Origin of the sequence: Fictibacillus nanhaiensis (genome assembly GCF_023715445.1) — a bacterium.
GTDB classification, from domain to species: Bacteria; Bacillota; Bacilli; order Bacillales; family Fictibacillaceae; genus Fictibacillus; species Fictibacillus nanhaiensis_D.
This window is the reverse complement of the sequence record NZ_JAMBOD010000001.1, coordinates 1235741-1250447: the sequence shown is the minus strand read 5'-3', so window position 1 is coordinate 1250447 and position 14707 is coordinate 1235741. Positions and strand designations below refer to the sequence as shown.

The 14707-nt window shown below is 40.1% G+C and carries 14 protein-coding genes; 12 read left to right on the top strand and 2 right to left on the bottom strand.

The features are described 5' to 3' along the window. The first annotated feature begins 80 nt into the window (after positions 1 to 80). The 9 genes from M3196_RS06435 to argF all read left to right on the top strand — a co-directional run bounded on the left by M3196_RS06435 (position 81) and on the right by argF (position 11646). Positions 81 to 1046: a 2-hydroxyacid dehydrogenase gene (locus M3196_RS06435; RefSeq protein WP_251321392.1), complete on the top strand. Its 966-nt coding sequence runs from the start codon at positions 81 to 83 to the stop codon at positions 1044 to 1046. Positions 1047 to 1058: 12 nt separating this feature from the next. Continuing rightward, on the top strand, positions 1059 to 1838 hold the full coding sequence (locus M3196_RS06430) for an SDR family oxidoreductase (protein WP_251321391.1): 780 nt from the start codon (positions 1059 to 1061) through the stop codon (positions 1836 to 1838). Between the two features lie 443 nt (positions 1839 to 2281). After that, the gene (gene argC / locus M3196_RS06425; protein ID WP_251321390.1) at positions 2282 to 3316 is read left to right on the top strand and encodes an N-acetyl-gamma-glutamyl-phosphate reductase; all 1035 of its coding nucleotides are present in this window, start codon (positions 2282 to 2284) and stop codon (positions 3314 to 3316) included. Between the two features lie 18 nt (positions 3317 to 3334). Further along, the gene (argJ, locus tag M3196_RS06420; RefSeq protein WP_251321389.1) at positions 3335 to 4561 is read left to right on the top strand and encodes a bifunctional ornithine acetyltransferase/N-acetylglutamate synthase; all 1227 of its coding nucleotides are present in this window, start codon (positions 3335 to 3337) and stop codon (positions 4559 to 4561) included. 15 nt (positions 4562 to 4576) lie between these two features. Continuing rightward, a complete protein-coding gene (argB, locus tag M3196_RS06415; RefSeq protein WP_251321388.1) occupies positions 4577 to 5320 on the top strand; it encodes an acetylglutamate kinase in 744 nt (247 codons plus the stop codon). Further along, the gene (locus tag M3196_RS06410) at positions 5317 to 6474 is read left to right on the top strand and encodes an acetylornithine transaminase (protein ID WP_276531249.1); all 1158 of its coding nucleotides are present in this window, start codon (positions 5317 to 5319) and stop codon (positions 6472 to 6474) included. The genes argB and M3196_RS06410 overlap by 4 nt, the downstream gene beginning before the upstream one ends. A gap of 87 nt (positions 6475 to 6561) precedes the next feature. Continuing rightward, on the top strand, positions 6562 to 7614 hold the full coding sequence (locus M3196_RS06405) for a carbamoyl phosphate synthase small subunit (protein WP_251321387.1): 1053 nt from the start codon (positions 6562 to 6564) through the stop codon (positions 7612 to 7614). Continuing rightward, complete coding sequence (locus M3196_RS06400) at positions 7607 to 10699, top strand: carbamoyl phosphate synthase large subunit (RefSeq protein WP_251321386.1); 3093 nt, start codon at positions 7607 to 7609, stop codon at positions 10697 to 10699. The genes M3196_RS06405 and M3196_RS06400 overlap by 8 nt, the downstream gene beginning before the upstream one ends. Further along, the gene (gene argF, locus M3196_RS06395) at positions 10699 to 11646 is read left to right on the top strand and encodes an ornithine carbamoyltransferase (protein WP_251321385.1); all 948 of its coding nucleotides are present in this window, start codon (positions 10699 to 10701) and stop codon (positions 11644 to 11646) included. Before M3196_RS06400 ends, argF begins: the two co-directional genes overlap by 1 nt. 261 nt (positions 11647 to 11907) lie before the next feature. On the opposite strand, the gene M3196_RS06390 is transcribed toward argF, so the two are convergent. Continuing rightward, a complete protein-coding gene (locus tag M3196_RS06390; RefSeq protein ID WP_066238880.1) occupies positions 11908 to 12153 on the bottom strand; it encodes a NifU family protein in 246 nt (81 codons plus the stop codon). 158 nt (positions 12154 to 12311) lie between these two features. Here M3196_RS06390 and M3196_RS06385 point away from each other — a divergent pair, with 158 nt between their 5' ends. Beyond that, positions 12312 to 12635 carry a YuzD family protein gene (locus M3196_RS06385; protein WP_251321384.1) on the top strand — a complete coding sequence of 108 codons (324 nt, stop codon included), beginning with the start codon at positions 12312 to 12314 and terminating at the stop codon, positions 12633 to 12635. 88 nt (positions 12636 to 12723) lie between these two features. Continuing rightward, positions 12724 to 13029 (top strand): LSM domain-containing protein, encoded by a 306-nt coding sequence (locus tag M3196_RS06380; RefSeq protein ID WP_251321383.1) that lies wholly within the window; start codon positions 12724 to 12726, stop codon positions 13027 to 13029. 39 nt (positions 13030 to 13068) lie between these two features. Here M3196_RS06380 and M3196_RS06375 read toward each other — a convergent pair whose 3' ends face one another. Beyond that, positions 13069 to 14133, bottom strand: a complete 1065-nt coding sequence (locus tag M3196_RS06375) for an NAD(P)/FAD-dependent oxidoreductase (protein ID WP_251321382.1) — start codon at positions 14131 to 14133, stop codon at positions 13069 to 13071. A 228-nt stretch (positions 14134 to 14361) separates the two neighbouring features. Between M3196_RS06375 and M3196_RS06370 the strand changes: the two genes are divergently transcribed. Then, a complete protein-coding gene (locus M3196_RS06370; protein WP_251321381.1) occupies positions 14362 to 14598 on the top strand; it encodes a YuzB family protein in 237 nt (78 codons plus the stop codon). Positions 14599 to 14707: the final 109 nt, after the last annotated feature.

Sequence of the window (14707 nt, the reverse complement as noted above, 5' to 3'; positions counted from 1 at the left end):
GAAAAAGGGCTCTCCCAAAAGAGCTCTTTTTTGTTTTTTCTATACACACATGAGAAAATACATACAAGGAGTGAAAGCGGATGCAAAAACCATATGTTTTTATTACAAGAAAACTACCGGAAGAAACGCTCGTTTCATTAAAAGAAATAGCGGATGTTGGGATGTGGCCGTCCGAAGAAGAAGCGGTTCCTCGTAAGGTTCTTCTTAAAGAAGCCCAAAAAGCTGAAGGGTTATTAACCATGCTTTCAGATAATATTGACAAAGAGCTTTTTGATAACGCCCCATCATTAAAAGTTGTAGCCAATTTAGCTGTGGGATATGACAATATTGATATAGAAGCAGCCAAAATGAAAAATGTAAGGGTATGTAATACACCGGACATATTAACAGATTCAACAGCTGATCTTACTTTTTCATTAATTTTGGCTACAGCCAGACGTATTGTCGAATCTGCAAGCTATGTAAAAGAGGGTAAGTGGAACAGTTGGGGTCCTTTATTGCTTGCTGGTGCTGATGTACATCATAAAACAATTGGAATCGTAGGTATGGGGAGAATTGGTGAAGCAGTAGCAAGACGGGCTAAGGGATTTGATATGAACATCTTGTATCATAACAGGAGCAGGAAGCCTGAAGCAGAGAAGAAATTAGGTGCTGTATATAGGGACTTTTACGATCTTCTTAAAGAGTCCGATTTTGTTGTTTGCCTTGCCCCCTTAACAACTGAAACGAAAGGCATGTTTAACAGGGAAGCATTTCAAGCGATGAAACAAAGTGCAATTTTTATCAATGCCGGCAGAGGAGCATCTGTTGATGAAGAGGCACTGGTAGATGCACTTAAGAACAGTGTGATCGCAGGTGCTGGGTTGGATGTTTATGTAATAGAACCCATTGCTGCTGACCATCCACTATTAACAATGAAACAAGTAGTGGCATTGCCGCACATTGGAAGTGCAAGTGTGGAAACAAGAAAGAAGATGTCTGAGCTTGCTTGCCGGAATATTGCAAAAGTCATAGATGGGAAAAAGGCGGAAACTCCTGTCGTTTAAGGAGGAAAGTATATGATAAATCGTCCTTTAGAAGGGAAAACAGCGATTGTAACTGGAGCTAGCCGCATAAATGGCATTGGTGCAGCAGTCTGTTTGAAGCTTGCTGAAAAAGGTGCCAACATATTTTTTACCACTTGGGGTACATATGACAAAGCGATGCATAAGGGGAATCATCAAAATGATGCGGATTTACTAGTTGGTAAACTGGAGCATTGCGGCATAAGTGCTTCTTATGAAGAAGTTGATCTATCTGATTCTGCTCAAATCACAAATCTTTTGGATCTGGTTGAGGCGCGAATCGGGAAACCGAGTATTCTTGTCAACAACGCATGCTTTTCTCAAAATCATTCGTGGGAGGATACGACGGGTAAATTGCTTGATCAGCATTATGCCATAAATCTTCGTGCAACAACTCTTTTAAGCATCGAATTTGCAAAACGCTTTACTGGGCACAAGGGAAGCATCATTCATTTGACATCAGGGCAGTCAAAGGGTCCGATGACAGGCGAACTGGCATATGCCGCCACAAAAGGTGCTATCGAAGCATTAACGATAACCATGGCTGCCGAATTGGGTTCCAAAGGAATTACAGTCAATGCTGTTAATCCTGGACCCACAGACACAGGCTGGATGACAGAAGACTTGCAAAAAGTACTATTGCCAAAATTTCCGTTAGGCAGAATCGGAAAACCAGAAGATGCCGCAAGATTAATTACGTTTTTGGCTTCTCCGGAATCCGAATGGATCACAGGTCAGATCATCCACTCAGAAGGCGGATTTTTAAGACAATAATATATCCTGCCAAACGCTTACTTGTTAGATGGTTGAATAAACTAGCAAAACAAGTAAGCTTTTTTAATAAAAGGGCATGGGGTAGCAGAGTAGTAAAATTTGTCGAGATGTGTCGATTCGTGGTTATTTTATAAATAACGTGGGATTATTTTAATTAACGTGAGAAAAAATGTACGAACGTGGGATTAATTTGATTTACAACAGGAATTCCTGCTCTAATACCTGGTGTGGTATTAAAAAAGGTCAGTTTCGATTTAATCTGTCACTAGATTCAGCAAAAATAAAAGGATGAGCCCGCAATGGTTGGGTGGCATCCTTTTTTATTTTTCGGGGATAAAAAATGATTGAATTTTAAAAGAAATAAAAAATTAATAAATATACTCTTGAATTAATTTTTATACATCTCTATAATGAACCTTAACTTATTAAAGGAGTGATGTTGTTTGAGAGCTGGAATTATTGGAGTTACCGGATATGGCGGATTAGAATTGTTCCGGCTGTTAACGGCACATCCAGAAATTAATGAAGTGTTACTCTATTCCTCCTCTAGAGAAGGACAATTACTTTCAGAAGAAGCGCCCCATCTATACGGGATTAACATGGATCAACTGCGTTCTTTCGATCAGTTAAACACAGATGAATTAGATGTTTTGTTCTGTTCGGCTCCAAGCGGTGCTTCAACAGAGCTTTTGCCGTCATTTATAGGACGAAAGGCAAAAGTGATCGATTTGGCAGGAGATTATCGATTAAAGGATCCGGATATATACCGAGAGTGGTATGGGAAAGAGCCTCCTGATACTTCAATCGTAAATAAAGCAGTTTATGGTTTATCTGAATGGAACCAGAACGAAATTTCAAAAGCAGGATTGATTGCAAATCCAGGATGTTATCCTACAGCAGTGCTGCTTGGAATGCTGCCATTATTAAAAACGGGATTGATAAACCCTGAAACAATCATTATTGATGCAAAAAGCGGAATTTCAGGAGCTGGTGCTTCACCGCAAAAAGCATCTCATTTCACGAAAGCAAACGATAGTCTGAGTGTTTACAAGATAAACAAACATCAGCATATCCCAGAGATTGAACAAGCGATGAAAACAGTAACGGGTACAGATACAAATATCACCTTTACTACGCATCTTGTTCCTATGACTAGAGGAATAATGGCCACAATGTATGCAGAGTTAGCAGAAGAGATTCAATTTCATTCCGTAACAGAGGTTTTTCAAGAATTTTATCAAGCTAAACCATTTGTCCGGGTTTTTAAAGAAAATACAGAACTATTCACAAAACAGGTGTATGGCTCAAACTATTGTGACTTAACATTTGCTATTGATGAACGGACAAATCGAATCACTGTCATATCAGTTATAGATAACCTGATTAAAGGTGCTGCTGGGCAGGCCGTGCAAAATATGAATATCATGTTTGGTTTGAACGAATTAGAGGGACTGAAACAGTCGCCATTGTTCCCTTAAATAAAGGAGGCAGGATAGATGCAGGCTACAAGACCATCCATACACAAGGTAACAGGAATTAATATCGCAACACCAAAAGGCTTTTATGCAAGCGGGCTGCATTGCGGAGTAAAACATAAGAAGCTGGATTTAGGGCTGCTATACAGTCTGACACCAGCAAACGCAGCCGGGGTTTACACGACAAACCAAGTACAGGCTGCTCCGCTAAAGGTGACGCAGGAGAGCATCAAACAAGAAGGGAAGCTTCAGGCAGTAATTGTTAACTCCGGAAACGCCAATGCATGTACCGGTAAAAAAGGACTCGAGGATGCAAAAAAAATGCAGCTGCAGATTGCGAATAAGCTTGGAATTCCTCCACACCTTGTAGGAGTAGCATCTACCGGGGTAATCGGAGAACACCTGCCGATGGATAAAATAACATCCGGGATTCAAAATCTTGAGCTTGATTCTAATTTAAAGGGATCGATTGATTTTTCGCAAGCGATTTTAACTACCGATACGGTATCTAAAAATACGGCGTACTCTCTAAAAATCAATGACAAAGAAATTACTATAGCAGGAACTGCTAAAGGATCAGGGATGATTCATCCAAATATGGCGACAATGCTTGGTTTTCTTACAACAGATGCAAACATTCATCAAGATGATCTTCACGAGGCGCTGTCATATGCAGTAGAAAGAACTTTCAACTGCATTACGGTTGATGGTGATACGTCAACGAACGATATGGTTCTCATGCTTGCGAACGGTATGGCCGAAAATGAGGAACTGAACAAAAATCATCCCGAGTGGGAGTTATTCTTAGATGCACTTGTTCTAGTTTGTGAAGATTTAGGCAAACTTATCGCAAAAGATGGTGAAGGAGCCAGTAAACTTATCGAAGTGAATGTCCAGGGAGCCAGAACAGAAAAGGAAGCTAGAGTGATAGCGAAAACTGTTGTCGGGTCACCTCTTGTGAAAACGGCTGTCTTTGGATGTGACGCTAACTGGGGAAGGATTCTCGCAGCTGCCGGTTATAGCGGAGTATCTTTTAATCCTGATCAAATAAATATATTGATTGGAGATCATGAAGTGGTGGCAGACGGAGAGCCGGTAGTTTTCTCAGAAGAAGAGATTCGAAACTACTTAAAAGGCCAGGAGATTCATATTACGGTGATTCTATCTGAAGGCATCGGATACGGGCGAGCATGGGGATGCGATCTAACCTATGATTATGTTCAGATTAATGCTAGTTATAGAACGTAGAAGGATGTGAGAAGCTTGTTCTCTATAATAAAAATCGGAGGCAGTACATTAGAGAATTTACAGCCTGCCTTTTTTAAAACCCTGAAAAATAAAATACAAAATGGCGAAAAAGTAGTGATTGTTCATGGAGGCGGACCTGAAATAAACAAAAAATTAAAAGAAGCTGGACTGCCGATTCAGATAAAAGACGGTATCCGTATCACATCAAAGAATGCACTTTCTTGTGTAAAGAAAGCATTAAAAGATATAGCCAATTCCAATCTAGTAGAAAGATTGAACCAGGAAGGCATTAAAGCAGTTGGGCTTTGCGGATCAGAACATATGTTGATTCAATGTGATTATTTAAACGAAGAAAAGTATGGCTATGTCGGCAAAGTAAAAAACGTAAACACGGCCATTTTGGAAAAATTATTGGAATCTGGAAAAGTACCTGTTATCGCTTCTTTAGGCATCACTGATAAAGGAGAAGAAGTTAACATTAATGCAGACACTGCTGCTGGAGAAACGGCATCAGCACTTTTGGCAACCTCTGTTTGTTTTGTTACCGATACTTCAGGTATTCAGATCGAAGGACAGGAAATGGATCATTTAAGCGTGACAGAGTTAAAACAAAGCATTCATGACGGCCATATTTATGGAGGGATGATACCAAAGGTAGAAGCAGTCATAAAATGCCTGGAGCTAAATATTGAGGAAGTGCTGATCACAGATCAATCGTTGTCAGGTACCCGCTGCTATAAAGAGGTGCTGGCATTATGAGTGCTTTATTTCCGACTTATAAAAGAAAAGAATTTCAGCTTCAAAAAGGAAGCGGAACATATGTGTATGATGAAAACAACAAGAGATATTTGGACTTCACCAGCGGAATCGCAGTTACCAGCCTTGGACATTGTCATCCTGAAGTCGTTTCCGCTTTAAAAGAACAAAGTGAGAAAATATGGCATACATCCAATTTGTTTAAAATTGAACAGCAGGAAATCCTTGCTGAGACCCTTGTGAAAGAAACGCCATTAGATTTAGTTTTTTTCTGCAACAGCGGTGCTGAAGCTAATGAAGCTGCTATAAAACTCGCAAAAAAGTATACAGGAAAGAATAAAATCATAACGTTTAAGGATTCTTTTCACGGACGTACATTCGGTTCGATGTCAGCTACAGGCCAGCAAAAGATTAAAGATGGTTACGGCCCGCTCGTTCCAGAATTCGTACACTCTCCATGGAATGAATCAGAACAGCTGAAAAAGAATATGGACGATCAGACGGCTGCTGTTATGCTGGAAATCTTTCAAGGTGAAGGCGGAGTCAGAATGGGTGATGATTCATTCTATAACGAAATTCAAAAGCTCTGCGATGAACATGAAATTCTCTTAATCATTGATGAAGTGCAAACAGGAATCGGAAGAACAGGTAAAAGATATGCATATGAACATTTCGGTTTACATCCAGATATTATTACTCTTGCAAAAGGGCTGGGCAATGGGTTCCCGATTGGCGCAATGCTTGGAAAAGAAAAGCTGAGAGATGCATTTGGACCAGGAAGCCATGGAACAACATTTGGGGGAAGTCCGCTTGCATGTGCTGTAAGCCAGTCGGTCCTTAATGTGATTTTTCAGGAAAATTTCTTAAAAGATGTTGAAAGAAAAGGGAACGACTTTAAAGATATGCTGATTGAATCGTTACAAAGCTGCTCACTCGTGAAAGAAATCAGAGGTAAAGGGCTACTAATCGGGATTGAGTGTGAGAGACCAGTCGGAAGTTTGATAGAAAAGCTTGAAGAACAAGGTCTTCTAACTGTCCCTGCTGGAGAGAACGTGATCCGGCTGCTTCCGCCATTAACCGTTTCTAGTGAAGAATTAAATGCTGCTGCAGGTATCGTGAAACAATTATTTATTCAATTTCAAACAGTATCAAAATAAAAAGGATGAAAAATCCTTATTTTTTATACGCATAAATGAATAAAAATACGAATACTTATATGTTTTATACAAGGAGAGGGTTAACCTATGAAAGGCAGTATTACTTTAGTGAACGGGATTTCGTTTGCCGGGGAATGGCTCGGTGACACTCAATACTGTTCCGGAGAAGTTGTATTTTATACAGGCATGACTGGTTATGAACAAGTGTTGACAGATCCATCTTACCAAGGACAAATTGTTGTATTCTCTTATCCTTTTATCGGAAATTACGGTTTTCATCCCGAAAGTATGGAATCCGCTGAAATTCAGGTGGCCGGTGTCATTATGGCAGAATACTATTCTTTTCCTGTAGATGAAAGCCGTCAATCATTAGCAAATTATCTAAACAGTCACAAAATACCTGCCTTAACCAATGTCGATACAAGGGCACTTATTCAGCAAATTCGGGAAAGAGGCTCAGTTCCAGCTGTTATGCATTCAGGCAGTATACCTTCACACTCCTTTCATATAGAAGTGTGCTGGCCGAAGACAGCTGTTAAGAAGGCAGGAACAGGGGAAACTCATATCGTTCTTATCGATTTTGGATATAAAAAATCTATTGCAGATTCAATAATAAGCCAAGGATGCTCAGTTACGGTTGTTCCATATGACTATGATATTGCTGAAATAGAGAAGTTGAATCCAGATGGATTCGTATTCTCAAATGGTGCTGGAGATCCTATGAGATTTTCAAAGTACTTTCATCGCTATAAAAACCTCGCTGTCCGTTACCCGGTTTTTGGAATTTGTCTTGGCCATCAAATTCTGGCATTGGCGTTTGGCGGAGAGACGATGAAACTAAAATTTGGGCACCGCGGTGCTAATCATCCAGTCATGAACGTGAGAACTGGAAAGGTATCGATGAGTTCACAAAATCATAGTTATGTTGTGAAAAAAGAGAGCCTGGCGTCAACCGGTTTTAACATCTGGTTTGAGAACGTGAACGACAAGAGTGTTGAAGGACTTTGGCACAGCAAGTATAACGTTTCAAGTGTTCAGTTTCACCCTGAAGCTGCACCTGGTCCGCAGGAACATGCAGAAATCTTTCAAGATTTCATCCAGAATGTAAAGCATAAAGAGAAGGTGAGAAGTTATGCCTAAACGATCCGACATCAAGAAAGTTCTAGTGATTGGCTCAGGACCTATAGTTATAGGTCAGGCAGCAGAATTTGATTATTCAGGGACGCAAGCGTGCAAAGCCCTAAAGGAAGAAGGCATTCAAGTCGTTTTGATCAACAATAATCCTGCGACAATTATGACGGATAAAACCTTTGCCGATGAAATTTACTTTGAGCCATTAACGTCTGAGTATGCAGAACAAATTATCCAAAAGGAAAAGCCTGACGGACTTTTAGCAACGGTTGGTGGTCAAACAGGCTTAAACTTGGCAATGGAGCTCAATGAAAAAGGCATCCTTCAAAAATATGGCGTTAAGCTTTTAGGCACTGATATACATTCAATAAAAAAAGCAGAGGACCGTGACGCATTCCGTTCCTTGATGCGGGAGCTTGGTGAGCCTGTGCCAGAAAGTGAGATCGTGTTCTCTGTCGAAGAAGCAATCGGATTTGCAGGGAGAACAGGTTATCCCGTTATTGTACGTCCAGCGTACACTTTAGGCGGTTTTGGAGGAGGAATTGCTAGTTCAAAACAAGACCTGTCAACGCTTGTTAAACAAGGTCTCTCGGCAAGCCCTATCAATCAATGTTTAATTGAAACAAGCATCGCAGGCTTTAAAGAGATTGAGTATGAAGTAATGCGTGATGAGAATGGAACATGTATCACAGTTTGTAATATGGAGAACGTTGATCCAGTTGGCGTACACACTGGTGATTCTGTAGTTGTTGCACCGAGCCAGACGCTGACTGATGATGAGTACCAGTCGTTAAGAAAAGCCTCTCTTACAATCATTAACGCGTTAGAGATCGTAGGCGGATGCAACATTCAATTTGCCCTTGATCCTCATACATCTGAATATTATTTGATCGAGGTGAATCCGCGCGTGAGCCGTTCTTCTGCACTTGCTTCAAAGGCTACAGGCTACCCGATTGCCAAAATCGCAGCCAAACTTGCTCTCGGCTACAATCTTCATGAACTGAAGAATCCTGTAACGGGAACTACATTCGCAAGCTTTGAACCTGCTCTGGATTATGTTGCAGTTAAAATGCCTCGATGGCCCTTTGATAAATTTCATGATGCAGACCGGAAGCTAGGGACACAGATGAAGGCAACAGGAGAAGTAATGGCGCTAGAGAGAAACATGGCAGCTGCCTTTCAAAAGGCAATCCGATCACTGGAGTTAAAAACGGAGGGCATGTTTTTAAAGGAACTGATTTCTATTGAAAAAGAGACACTGTACGATTTAGCAGCCAACGCGGACGACCGGCGCTTTTTTGCAGTTCTTGAACTGCTGCGCCGTGATGTTTCAGCAGATGAAATTCAAAGCATAACAAAGATATCGCCTTACTTTTTATCCGTTTTCAGCCAGATGGTTCACATCGATAAGACACTAAAAGAGGTAAGCTTGGACAAAATTGGTGAATCACACATGCAGACCGCAAAAAAGTTAGGCTTTTCGGATCAATATCTTTCAGCTATTTGGTCTGTATCTGAATTTGACGTACGGAGCAAACGGGAAGAATGGAACATCATTCCTTCCTACAAAATGGTTGATACTTGTGCGGCAGAATTCGAAGCGAAAACCACCTATTTTTATTCTAGCTGGAGTGGAGTAAGTGATAAACAGCCAGAACAGAAGAAGAAAGTTGCGGTTATTGGTTCAGGCCCGATACGAATCGGGCAAGGAGTGGAGTTTGATTATTGCTGTGTCCATAGTGCATTAGCTCTTAACAAACTGGGATATGAGGCTATTCTGATTAATAACAATCCTGAAACAGTCAGTACGGATTATGAAGTATCAGATTCTTTATACTTCGAACCGTTAACGTTTGAGGACATCTATAACGTATTGCAGTTTGAAGGAATTACTGATGTTATTTTACAGTTCGGCGGGCAGACGTCCATAAACTTAGCTGAAAAATTAGAGAAGGCTGGGGTTCACGTTTTAGGTACTCCAGCAGATACGGTAGATCAGATGGAAGACAGAGAACGCTTCTATCAATTTTTAGAGAATATCAGTATCCCTAAATTAGATGGATTCACTGCTCATAATGAAGAAGAAACGAAAAAATTTGCAGAAATACTTGGTTTTCCAGTTCTTGTTCGTCCTTCTTATGTAATCGGGGGAAGCGGAATGAAGGTGTTTTATTCGGCCCTGGAACTAAGTGAATTTTTGTTGAAAGCAGATGTTAGCTACCCGATCTTAATCGATACTTTCCTAATAGGAAAAGAAGCTGAGGTGGATGTGTTAACAGATGGAGCTGACATTTACATTCCGGGGATTTTTGAACATATTGAAGGCACAGGTGTTCATTCTGGTGACAGCTTAACCGTTACCCCGCCTCAGACACTTTCAGATACTGTCCAAGAACGTTTGATTTCTTATTCAAAGAAAATTGCAGAAAGTATGAACTACAAAGGGTTATTCAACATTCAGTTCGCAATTAAAAATGAAGACGTGTATGTGATTGAAGTAAATCCAAGAGCTTCAAGAACTGTACCGATTATGAGTAAGATTACGGATATTAATTTAGTTCAAAAAGCAACAGAGCTGATGCTCGGATCTGCAATAAGCCAATTGAATCTTGAGAAAGAGCATAACGGCCAGCCCTTTGTTACAGTAAAAGCTCCAGTTTTTTCAACGATCAAGCTTTCAGGAGTTTCACCTGTTCTATGTCCAATGATGACATCAACCGGGGAAGTGATCGGTACAGACAAAGATTATCTATCGGCTTTGCTTAAAGCATTGAAAGGTTCGAGCCTCCAATTAAGTGACGTCTGGAGCTTTGAAGGCAGTATGTTTGCAGAAGGAGATTCAGCTAAAACAGAATCTGAAAAATGGAAAGAACTGGGCTTCCAAGTCATAACAGAAGAAGATATGCCTTTTGAAGAGTGGCTTAAAACAGATAAAAAAGCGGCTTATATAAATTTCACAGATGAGACAAATCATTCTTCCGCCAAAAAGGCTGTACTGGAAAGAATACATGTTTTCAGCCGAAAAGAAACAGCACGAGCATATCTGCAAGCGGCAGCTTTATTAATGAATACAAGAAAGGAAGTGCTGATCTGATGTCTATCGTTCATCCTTTACGCACGACGAGAACTAAAAAAGATTTCCTTACATTACTCGACTATTCCACAAATGAAATTATTGATCTCTTAAATCTGGCAAAAGACTTAAAAAAGCAGGGAGCTTCTCCACCACCTTTATTGAAAGGTAAAATTCTCGGGATGATTTTTGAAAAATCATCCACGCGTACCCGTGTTTCATTCGAAGCGGCGATGCTTAAGCTTGGTGGTCACGCTATCCACTTAAGTACTCGCGATATACAAATGGGCAGAGGCGAATCCGTTTCAGATACGGCGAAGGTTCTTTCAGGATACTTGGACGGTTTGATGATACGTACCTTCCACCAGTCGACGGTGGAAGAGTTAGCTCAAAACAGTACCATTCCAGTAATCAATGGTCTGACAGATGATTTTCACCCATGCCAGGCACTCGCTGATCTGCTGACTATTTTGGAGTACAAAGGGTCATTTAAAGGAAAAAAACTAGCCTATATCGGGGATGGCAATAATGTTGCTCATTCTCTTCTGATAGGTGCAGCTAAAGTTGGTATGAATTGCACAATTATTACTCCAAAAAATTATGAACCAAAAAAAGAGATTGTTTCATATGCAAAAGAGATCGCTAATCAGACAGGATCTACTGTGGAAGTTACTAATAATCCAGTAAAAGGCGTTAATAACAGTGATGTCATTTATACGGATGTATGGGCAAGCATGGGGCAGGAAAGTGAAGCCGAAGAGAGAATAGCTCATTTTGAACCTTATCAAGTAAACGAACAGCTTGTGTCACATGCAAAAAAAGATTATATATTCATGCACTGTCTGCCAGCACATCGCGGAGAGGAAGTTACAGCTGATATAATTGATGGACATCATTCTGTTGTTTTTCATGAAGCTGAAAACCGTCTTCACGCACAAAAAGCATTGCTTGTTCATTTAATGTCATAAACTTTGTTGCTTTAGAAGTGGTTGATATTTCGCTCCAGGATGCTCGCTTTCCGCGAGAGGTAAGGTGAGCTCCGTGAAAGATATATGAAGTGCTGCTCCTGCGTCTACAAGAAAATCTGCTGAAGAGAGCTTACACTCCAATCAACATGTCGCTGGAGGCGTATCACAAAAATCCCCCAGAAACAATCTTTTAGAAAAGAGCCTCTAGAAAAGAATAAAAAAAAAGCCGCTCTAATTTCAGAGCGGCTTAATCATTTTAAATTAGAATACTTGTTCTAATTCAACAACGCCAGGAACTTCTTCTAACAGTGCACGTTCAATTCCAGCTTTTAGTGTGATTGTTGAACTTGGGCAGCTTCCGCAAGCACCCATAAGGCGTACTTTAACTACACCCTCTTCAATATCCACTAATTCAACGTCTCCTCCGTCACGAAGAAGGAAAGGGCGTAATTTATCAAGAACTTCTTCTACTTGTTCACGCATCTCTAAGTTTTGAGTTTCAGCCATAACTATCAAGGCTCCTTTCTTAAAAAGAACTTACCTTTAGTATACGGGAAATGGTATAAAAAATCCATGAGCAAGCATCATGATATTTGCTCCTTTTTCTTTCCTCCAAAATACGGTATGATGGAAGCAAATAAGCGCATACATTGAGGTGATTCTTCATGAAAAATTCTTTGCTAATAAAAGTATATGGTGCCGAACAAAAATGTGCGAGCTGCGTACATCTTCCTTCAGCAAAAGAGACAGCTGAATGGCTGGAGGCTGCAATCTCCAGAAAATATCCAAACACCGTATTTCAAGTGCTTTATATAGATATGGAAAAACCGGAAAATGAAACGGATCGCTTATTTTCCGAAAGAATAATAGAAGAAGATTTGTTTTATCCAGTAGTTGTGATCGATAGTGAGGTTGTTGCAGAAGGGAATCCCAACCTTAAAACGATCTATAGCATTATTGAACAGAATGGTTATGGCGCTGTAAGTTAAGCGCCTATTTTTTATGAATTGGGTCTGTACACATACTTTGTCTCTTTTTCCGAATATGATGTTATGGAAAAAAAGGAGGCAAAGCGAATTGTTGAACCCTTTAAGAGGTAAAAAGTATAAAGATGAATCTTCAAACGCTGGCCATTATCACCATCACTATCATGATCTTTGTCGGAAATATATGGGACAGAATGTTACCATCGAACTGAATGATGGCAATGTATATTATGGCAAATTGCATAGTTATGACCAGGATAATATGTATTTGATCATGGCGGGTGAAAGTGAACAGCGTGACAGCCGAATCATTTTTGTAGGACCATTTATTCCAGGCTTTGGATTATTTGGTTTTCCGTTTTTCCGAGTTCGCCGTTTCCGTCCTTATTGGTGGTAATTATTATTGAAAAAACCCTTGCAGAAGCAAGGGCTTTTTTTATACTTGATATTTATATAGCCATAAGATACCTGATTTTAATAACCGAGGTACACGTCCGATTAAAGCGGTACTTCCCATTGTGCCGAATCCGCTCTTTTTGCCGAGAGATCCCATAACACCTTTTAATTTGATCTCGTTCATTTCCGGGAGCGGCTGATTATTCCAGCGAGCTAATAATACCTGCGAAATCTGTTCAGCTTGTTCCTCGGCCAGCTGTGCGCTCGGTGCATAAGGTAGACTTGCACAGTCACCAACTACATATACATGCTCTTCAGAAGGAAGGTGGTGATGTTCGGTTAGTACGACACGACCTTGACTGTCTTTTTTAACATCAAGCTCTCTTACAATATGGCTAGGCTGAATACCCGCTGTCCATACGATTGCGTCACATTCAACCTTTTCATCATGGTTATAAAGCGCGCCTTCTTCTACTTTAGTAACATTAGAGTTATTGATCACTTCTACACCATGCTCTAGAAACCAGTTTTGAACATAGTTGCTTAGTCTTTTTTTGTATCCTGAAAGAATGATATCTCCGCGGTCAAATAACTTAATGGTTAAATCTGGACGGCTCTCACGAAGTTCCGAAGCCAGCTCAACCCCTGAAAGACCGGCTCCGACCACACCAACAACTGCGTTAGCATGCAAGTTGTTAAGTACTTGATATGTGTGACGGGATTTATCGATGGTTTGGATACTTAGTGTGAATTGATCTGCACCTGGCACATTATGATACTTATCTTCACATCCTAGTCCGATAATAAGATCATCATAGGAAACTGCGTCCTGATCTTTTAGAAGTACTTTTTTCTCTTTAATGTCGATTCCTGTTACTTCACCATATTTAATGTTTAGGCGAGGGTGATCAGGAAACGTTACACGTACATGGTGATCGGAAATTGTTCCGGCAGCCAATGCATAATATTCGGTTTTTAAACAATGATATGGTACACGGTCAATGAGTGTAAGCTGAATGTTTTCAGGGAGGTCTGAGGAATTAAGAAGCCTCTTTAACACACGCATATTTCCATATCCTCCGCCAAGTAAAACGAGGTGCTTCATTTGTCATTTCCCCTTTTCTTTCAAGACAATTCTTATCTATGATTATAATAGTGTATAGTATCAATTAACCTTAAATGGCTGAAAGTAAACGATTTCACGTTTTTGACATGTTTAAGTATAGCACTTTGCTATAAATTCACAACTATTTTTGCGGAAAAATCGAAGTGTTTACATTGACTAGCCTTAAATAAACCGTTAGGATGGATTCATTAAGAGGTGAAACGAAAGATGAGACCGATTATTGAGTTTTGTGTAAGCAACTTAGCAAGTGGAGCTCAAAGAGCACTTGAGGAACTTGAAAAGGATTATGATCTGGATGTGATAGAGTACGGCTGTCTTGGTTATTGCGGACAGTGTGCTAAGTCGCTTTTTGCCCTTGTAAATGGAGATATCGTCCATGGGGAAACACCAGAAGAACTCGTAAAAAATATTTACAATCATATAGATGAAAACGGTATGTTTTAAACGGCAGCTTCTCAAATTTTACTGAGGAGCTGTTTTTTTATTGGATACGGTTTAGTATATTGGGAAAAATATCTAAGATTAATTTATGAAAAAGGGATTGCATTTTTGT